General features: G+C 69.8%; 5 protein-coding genes and 1 pseudogene. All 6 read left to right on the forward strand.

Annotation, left to right across the window (positions count from 1 at the left end):
• Nucleotides 1–398, forward strand: a pseudogene (locus BST12_RS31350) (PE family protein); the annotation flags it as partial.
• A 182-nt stretch (nucleotides 399–580) separates the two neighbouring features.
• Complete coding sequence (locus tag BST12_RS28140) at nucleotides 581–3,583, forward strand: PE family protein (protein WP_083116454.1); 3,003 nt, start codon at nucleotides 581–583, stop codon at nucleotides 3,581–3,583.
• A 47-nt stretch (nucleotides 3,584–3,630) separates the two neighbouring features.
• Nucleotides 3,631–4,749: a type III polyketide synthase gene (locus tag BST12_RS28145; RefSeq protein WP_083116457.1), complete on the forward strand. Its 1,119-nt coding sequence runs from the start codon at nucleotides 3,631–3,633 to the stop codon at nucleotides 4,747–4,749.
• A 4-nt stretch (nucleotides 4,750–4,753) separates the two neighbouring features.
• Nucleotides 4,754–5,254 carry an isoprenylcysteine carboxyl methyltransferase family protein gene (locus tag BST12_RS28150; RefSeq protein WP_083116455.1) on the forward strand — a complete coding sequence of 167 codons (501 nt, stop codon included), beginning with the start codon at nucleotides 4,754–4,756 and terminating at the stop codon, nucleotides 5,252–5,254.
• Entirely contained in the window at nucleotides 5,251–6,267 is a 1,017-nt protein-coding gene (locus BST12_RS28155) for an NAD(P)/FAD-dependent oxidoreductase (protein WP_083116456.1), read from the forward strand. Before BST12_RS28150 ends, BST12_RS28155 begins: the two co-directional genes overlap by 4 nt.
• A 106-nt stretch (nucleotides 6,268–6,373) precedes the next feature.
• Nucleotides 6,374–6,867 (forward strand): PE family protein (locus tag BST12_RS28160; protein WP_139802007.1); only part of this gene is annotated, 494 nt, incomplete at its 3' end.

Here is a 6,867-nt window from a genome sequence, read left to right on the forward strand (position 1 = left end):
GCTCGGGCGGGTCTGTGGGGCGGGTGCTCTCCCCCGGCCCGGCTACGGGCGGTGCCGGTGGCGCCGGCGGCCACGCTGGCAGCCTGTACGGCTCCGGCGGAGCCGGTGGCAATGGCGGCAGCGGCGGAATCGGTGACCAAGGCCAGACCACCGGCGGCGCCGGCGGGACCGGCGGAAACGCCGGGGAGATAGGCAATGGCGGAAACGGCGGCAACGGCGGCGACGCAGCACCCGTCGGTGGTACCGGCGGCACCGGCGGGATCGGCGGCGACGCAGCGGAAATCGGCAACGGCGGCAACGGCGGCAACGGCGGAACTGCGACCGCCACTGGCAACCCTGGTGTCGGCGGCAACGGCGGCAGTCTAATCGGAGCAAACGGGCTCAACGGCCGGCCTTGACCCATGGCTACGGCATTTGCAGAACCGGTGCAGCGCATTTCCCACCCAACCGAATGCCAGTTTATAGGCAGTCGAATTTCCGCGTCTCCGGGAATACGCAGCGGTGAAACCCTAAACTATTTCCTGCGGTTCGTTGGCATCATCACAATTCCACGGATCGCCAGAGCGAATAGGAGCTGCCTATGTCGTTTGTCGTGGCGTCGTCGGAATTGATTTCTGCTGGGGCGGGAGACCTAGCACGTATTTGCTCAGCCGTCAGTGCGGCCAATGCAGCGGCCGCGGGCCCTACCGCCCAGTTGCTGGCCGCCGGCGCCGACGAAGTGTCAGTAGCGCTCACCGCGCTCTTTCAGGCCCACGCGACCGACTATCGGTTAATCAGCACCCGGGCGGCAACGTTCTACGGCCAATTGCTCAATACCCTCAACGAGAACGCGACCGCATATGCCGACGCCGAGGCCGCCAACGTCTCGCCCTTGCAGGCTGCGCTCAATGCGCTCAACGCCCCTACCCGCGCGCTTTTGGGGCGGCCGTTAATCGGCAACGGCGCCAACGGAGCACCCGGGACCGGGGCATCGGGTGAGGCCGGCGGAATATTGATCGGCAACGGCGGAAACGGCGGATCCGGCGCAGCCGGACGAGACGGGGGCAACGGCGGAGCAGGCGGATGGCTGTTGGGCTCCGGTGGCGCCGGCGGGGCCGGCGGGACTGGGGAAACCAGAGGCGGGACCGGCGGAGTCGGTGGGCTGTTGGGTGCCGGCGGGATGGGCGGCACCGGCGGATACAACACCAGCGGGGTCGGCGGTACCGGCGGGGCCGGCGGCAACACCTGGCTGTTCGGCACCGGTGGAGCCGGCGGGGTCGGCGGACAAGGCAGCATCGGCGGCCCGGGCGGGAACGGCGGCGCCGGCGGCTGGTTCGGCGGCACCGGCGGCAACGGCGGGGGCGGCGGAGCTGGCACCACCACTGTCGGCGGGAACGGCGGGGCCGGCGGCAGCGGTGGCCTGTTCGGCGGTGCCGGCGGTGCCGGCGGCCTCGGTGGATTCGGCTACACCAGCGGCTCAGGTGGCGGGGCCGGCGGCACCGGCGGGCTGTTTGCGGGCGTCGGTGGCACTGGCGGCAACGGCGGAGTCGGCTTCCTCGAAGCCGGCGGGAACGGCGGAACCGGCGGGTCCGGCGGGGCTTTCAGCAATGGCGGCACGGGAGGCAACGGCGGCGCGGGGATCACTGCCGGCGGGCACGGTGGCGCCGGCGGGGGCGGTGGGCTGTTCGGCACCGGCGGCGCGGGCGGCAGCGGCGGGGTAGCCCTTCAGGTCGGCGGGGACGGCGGTTCCGGCGGCAACGCCGATTGGCTAATCGGTGACGGCGGCGCCGGGGGCATCGGCGGGCAGGGCCGAACCAACGGCGGGGCCGGCGGTGGCGGCGGCGACGGCGGGATGCTTGTTGGCTCCGGCGGGGCAGGCGGGCCCGGCGCAACCGCCCTGAGCAACACCGGTTCTCAAGGTTTCGGGGGGTCCGGCGGGCCGGGCGGCAACGCGGGTATCTGGTACGGCTCCGGCGGCTCCGGTGGCTCCGGCGGATTCGGTCCACAAGGCGACGGCGGTCCCGGCGGCCACGGTGGCAATGCCGCACTCATCGGAAACGGTGGTAACGGCGGTAATGGCGGCAGCTCAACGCCTGGCGCCGGCGGTGCCGGCGGGACTGGCGGCAACGCTCGTCTGATCGGTACCGCAGGCAACGGCGGCAACGGTGGGTACGGCCCAACGATCGGCAGCTCAGGGGCGACCGGCGCGAGCGGACCGCTGCAGGGCGCATTCGACGTCATCAACGCACCCGCCGAGGCGTTGCTGGGTCAACCCCTGATCGCCAACGGCGCCAACGGCAACCCAGGTATGGGTGCCCCGGGGCAGCCTGGCGGTCTGTTGATCGGCAACGGTGGCAACGGCGGAGCAGGCGGAGCCGACCAGAGCGGTGGCAGTGGCGGACCGGGTGGCTGGCTATTCGGTGCCGGCGGTGCCGGTGGGGCCGGCGGGCTGGGCACCAGCATTGGCGGGAACGGCGGCAACGGCGGAGCCGGCCGGCTGGTGGGAGCCGGTGGTGTGGGTGGCGCCGGAGGGGAAGGCGCTGTCACTGGCGGCGCAGGCGGTAATGGCGCAACCGGAGGGTTGTTGGGCGGTGCCGGTGGGGCGGGAGGCGTCGGCGGCCTAGGCACTACCAGTGGCGGTGCCGGCGGCGCCGGCGGAGCCAGCGGGTTGTTCGCCGGCGCCGGTGGCGCCGGGGGAACGGGCGGACAAGCCCACACGTCCGTCGTTGGGGTTGGTGGTGTCGGCGGGGACGGCGGGTCAGGCGGGCTGTTCAGCCCGGGCGGCACGGGCGGCCGTGGCGGGGTCGGCCACAACGATGGCGGGATCGGCGGAAATGGCGGGGCCGGTGGGCTATTCGGCAACGGCGGCAACGGTGGCAGCGGCGGAATTGGCGACGTGGGCGCAGGGGCGAACGCAGGAGCCGGCGGCACCGGCGGGCTCCTGGCTGGCGCCGGCGGCAACGGCGGTGACGGCGGCAACGGCATCACGGCCGGTGGCGTCGGCGGCGACGGCGGCGCAGCCGGGCTCCTTGCCACCGGTGGCACCGGCGGCGCGGGCGGCGGAGCGCTCTCGATCGGCGGCGCCGGAGGGAGTGGCGGCGATGCTCGCTGGTTGATCGGTAATGGCGGGACGGGCGGCAAAGGCGGTTCCGGCAGCACCACCGGCGCGGCCGGAGGCGCGGGGGGCAACGCTGGAACTCTTGCCGGTTACGGTGGCGCCGGGGGCGCGGGCGGTATCACCGTCAGCCTTGGCTCCGTCCCCGCCACTGCGGCAGGCGGCGCCGGCGGAACCGGCGGCAGCGCAGGCTTTCTGTTCGGCTCAGGCGGGGCAGGCGGCACCGGTGGCGCGAGTGGCCATGCAGGCATCTCGACCGGCGGGGATGGCGGAGCCGGCGGCAATGCCGGCCTAATAGGCAACGGCGGAAACGGCGGAAACGGCGGAGAGTCAGCACCCGGTGACAGTGGTAGCAGCGGCGGCGGCGGAAACGGCGGTGATGCCGGACAAATCGGTAACGGCGGCAACGGCGGTAATGGCGCAACCGCAGGTAGCGGCGGCAGCGGCGGCAAGCTGGTGGGTCAGGACGGACTCAATGGGCTGCCCTAGCTGATCGCCAGCTGAACTCATCCCACGGCAGTAACGTGACTCAATACATGGACACAATCACAGGGGGAAGATCAGCGCGCCTTTCGGGGGGCTCCAGCGTGCTCACACCGACGGCCAGTCCGGCCGTGGCTGGTGTGGCGGTGAAATTCCCACAAAACCAGTACAGCCAGGACGAAGCCATCGGGGCGCTGACCGAATTTGCCGGCCCGGAATTCCGGCGCTTTGCGCTCAGAAGCGGGGTCGAGTCCCGCCACACCGCCTTGCCGCTTTCCCGATACAGCGAGTTGAGCGGCTTCACCGAGGCCAATGACGCCTTCGTGGGCGTCGCGCTCGACCTAGGCGAACAGGCACTGCTGGCCGCGCTCGACGAGGCCAAGGTCAACCCGTCGGAAGTCGACGTGATCTTTTCGACAACTGTTACCGGATTGGCCGTGCCAACACTGGAGGCCCGGCTGGCCAGCCGAGTCGGGTTGCGCGAGGACATAAAGCGCATCCCGCTGTTCGGCCTGGGCTGCGTAGCCGGCGCGGCCGGGGTGGCACGCATGCATGACTACCTGCGCGCGTTTCCCAACGAGGTGGGCGCCCTGCTGGCGGTCGAACTGTGCTCACTGACCATTCAGCGCCAAGACAATTCGGTGGCGAACCTGGTGGCCAGCAGTCTGTTCGGTGATGGCGCCGCTGCCGTCATCACCAAGGGGGCAGCCCGCGCCGTCCGTGGTTCCACTGGCTCCACGGGTCCCAAAGTCGTGGCGACTCGCAGCAGGATCTATCCCGAAACAGAAGATGTCATGGGATGGAAGATCGGCACCGACGGCTTCCGGATCGTGTTGTCCGTCGATGTCGCGACGGTGACCGAGAAGTACCTCGGCGGCGACGTCCGCAGGTTCCTCGCCGACCACAAGCTAACCCCCGAGGACGTCACGACCTGGGTGTGCCACCCGGGCGGGCCCCGGGTGATCGAGGCGGTCGAAAATGTGCTGGACCTGCCGTCCGACGCGCTTGACCACACGCGAAACTCGTTACGCGTCAACGGAAATCTTTCCTCGGTGTCGGTGCTTGACGTGCTGCGAGCCAACATGGCCGATCCCCCGCCGCCGGGTTCGATCGGGCTGATGGTGGCGATGGGCCCGGCCTTCTGCTCGGAACTGGTGTTACTCGAGTGGTAGGGCCATGTACTACATATTGATCTTGGCGGTCGCGCTCGAGCGCCTGGTGGAGCTGGTGATTGCCCAGCGCAATGCGCGCTGGTCTTTTGCCCAGGGCGCCAAGGAGTTTGGCCGGCGGCACTACGGGGTGATGGTCGTGCTGCACAGCGCACTGTTGGTGGGCTGCGTGGCGGAGACCTGGGCGCTGCACCGGCCGTTCCTGCCGTGGCTGGGCTGGCCGATGGTGGGCGTACTGGCGCTGAGCCAGGGCCTGCGCTGGTGGTGTGTGGGGTCGCTGGGCCGGCGGTGGAACACCCGGGTGATCGTGTTGCCGCATGCGCCGTTGGTGCAGCGCGGCCCGTACCGGTTTCTGCATCACCCCAACTACGTTGCGGTGGTGGCCGAGGGGTTCGCGCTGCCGCTGGTACACACAGCTTGGCTGACCGCACTGATCTTCACCGTGGCCAATGCGATGTTGCTGACAGTGCGCCTGCGTGTGGAGAACTCGGCACTGGGCTACACATGACGGTCTACGACGCTGATCTGTTGGTCGTCGGCGGTGGTCCGGGCGGCCTCGCAACCGCGTTACACGCACGCAGACAAGGGCTTTCGGTAATTGTCGCCGAGCCACGCGACGACCCGATCGACAAGGCATGTGGCGAAGGGCTGATGCCGGGCGGCCTGGCCGAACTGGCCTGTCTGGGCGTAGATCCGGTAGGTATGCCATTTGAGGGCATCGCCTATGTGGACGAGCATCGCCGCGCCGAGGCGCGGTTTCGCACCGGGCCCGGGCGGGGCGTGCGGCGCACCACACTGCATGCGGCACTGGCAGCGCGCGCCAAAGAGCAAGACACCGAATGGATCCGGACCCGGGTGACCTCAGTGCAGCAAGACACCGATTCGGTGACGGCCGCCGGAATCCGCGCGCGCTGGCTGGTGGGCGCCGACGGACTGCATTCGACGGTGCGGCGCGCCGTCGGGATCACCGCGACCGCCGGAACACCGCGCCGGCACGGCCTGCGCTGGCACTACCGGGTGCCCGCGTGGTCTCGATTCGTGGAAGTGCATTGGTCTCGTTGGGGTGAGGCATACGTGACGCCGGTAGAGCCCGATCTGGTCGGCGTGGCGATTCTGTCCCGCCAGCGACCCGAATTCGATTGGTTCCCTTCGCTTATGCCGCACCTGCACGATGCCAGTCATGGGCAACCACGCGGCTGTGGTCCGCTGCGCCAGGTGGTATCCCGTCGCGTCGCGGGCCGGGTACTGCTGGTCGGCGACGCGGCCGGGTACGAGGACGCCCTGACCGGCGAAGGCATCAGCCTCGCCGTCAAGCAGGCGGGCGCGGCGGTTCGCGCCATCGTGGATGATGCCCCCTCCTCGTATGAGGCCGCGTGGCACCGCGTTACCCGCGACTACCGGTGGCTCACCCGCGGCTTGGTGCTGGCGAGCACACCACGAGCGGTCCGTCGCGCCATTGTCCCCGCGTGTGAGCTGCTACCGCCGCTGTTCCGGCGGGCGGTGAACACGCTGGCGCAGTGACCGATCGGCGACTTGGACCGACGCTTACGTCAATTCTTGCTACGCCGCACGTAAATTGGCGCTATATTCACCAGGCTGGGTATGTGATTGCTTGGGGAGGTATCGCATGTCGTTTCTAAACGTTGCACCGGACGTATTGGCCACGGCTGCAACGGATTTGACCGGAGTGAATTCGTTACTCAGCGTGGCCAATGCGGCCGCGGCCGCGCCGACGACTGGGCTGCTGGCCGCGGCTGAGGACGAAGTGTCTGCGGCCATTGCAGCGTTGTTTTCCGACTACGCGCACGGCTATCAGGCGGTAAGCGCGCAAGCGACGGAGTTTCATACCTGGTTTGTGCAAACGCTGACCGCAGGAGTGGGTTCATATGTCAGCACGGAGGCCGCCAGTGTCTCGCCGCTGCAGCAACTGCTCAACGCGATCAACGCACCCAGCGTGGCATTGACCCAGCGCCCGTTGATCGGCAACGGGACGAACGGCGCACCGGGCACCGGGAATGACGGCACGCCCGGCGGTTGGTTGATCGGCGACGGTGGTGCCGGCGGCTCGGGCGGGGTGGGCCAGAAGGGCGGCGCCGGCGGGGCCGCCGGGCTGTTCGGCAC

The organism is Mycobacterium angelicum, from assembly GCF_002086155.1.
In the GTDB taxonomy this organism is placed as follows: Bacteria; Actinomycetota; Actinomycetes; order Mycobacteriales; family Mycobacteriaceae; genus Mycobacterium; species Mycobacterium angelicum.

What these genes read in the sequence shown, in the direction of transcription:
- BST12_RS28140 (WP_083116454.1), top strand. Translation starts at nt 581, where the DNA reads ATGTCGTTTGTCGTGGCGTCGTCGGAATTGATTTCTGCTGGGGCGGGA.
- BST12_RS28150 (WP_083116455.1), top strand. Translation starts at nt 4,754, where the DNA reads ATGTACTACATATTGATCTTGGCGGTCGCGCTCGAGCGCCTGGTGGAG.
- BST12_RS28155 (WP_083116456.1), top strand. Translation starts at nt 5,251, where the DNA reads ATGACGGTCTACGACGCTGATCTGTTGGTCGTCGGCGGTGGTCCGGGC.
- BST12_RS28145 (WP_083116457.1), top strand. Translation starts at nt 3,631, where the DNA reads ATGGACACAATCACAGGGGGAAGATCAGCGCGCCTTTCGGGGGGCTCC.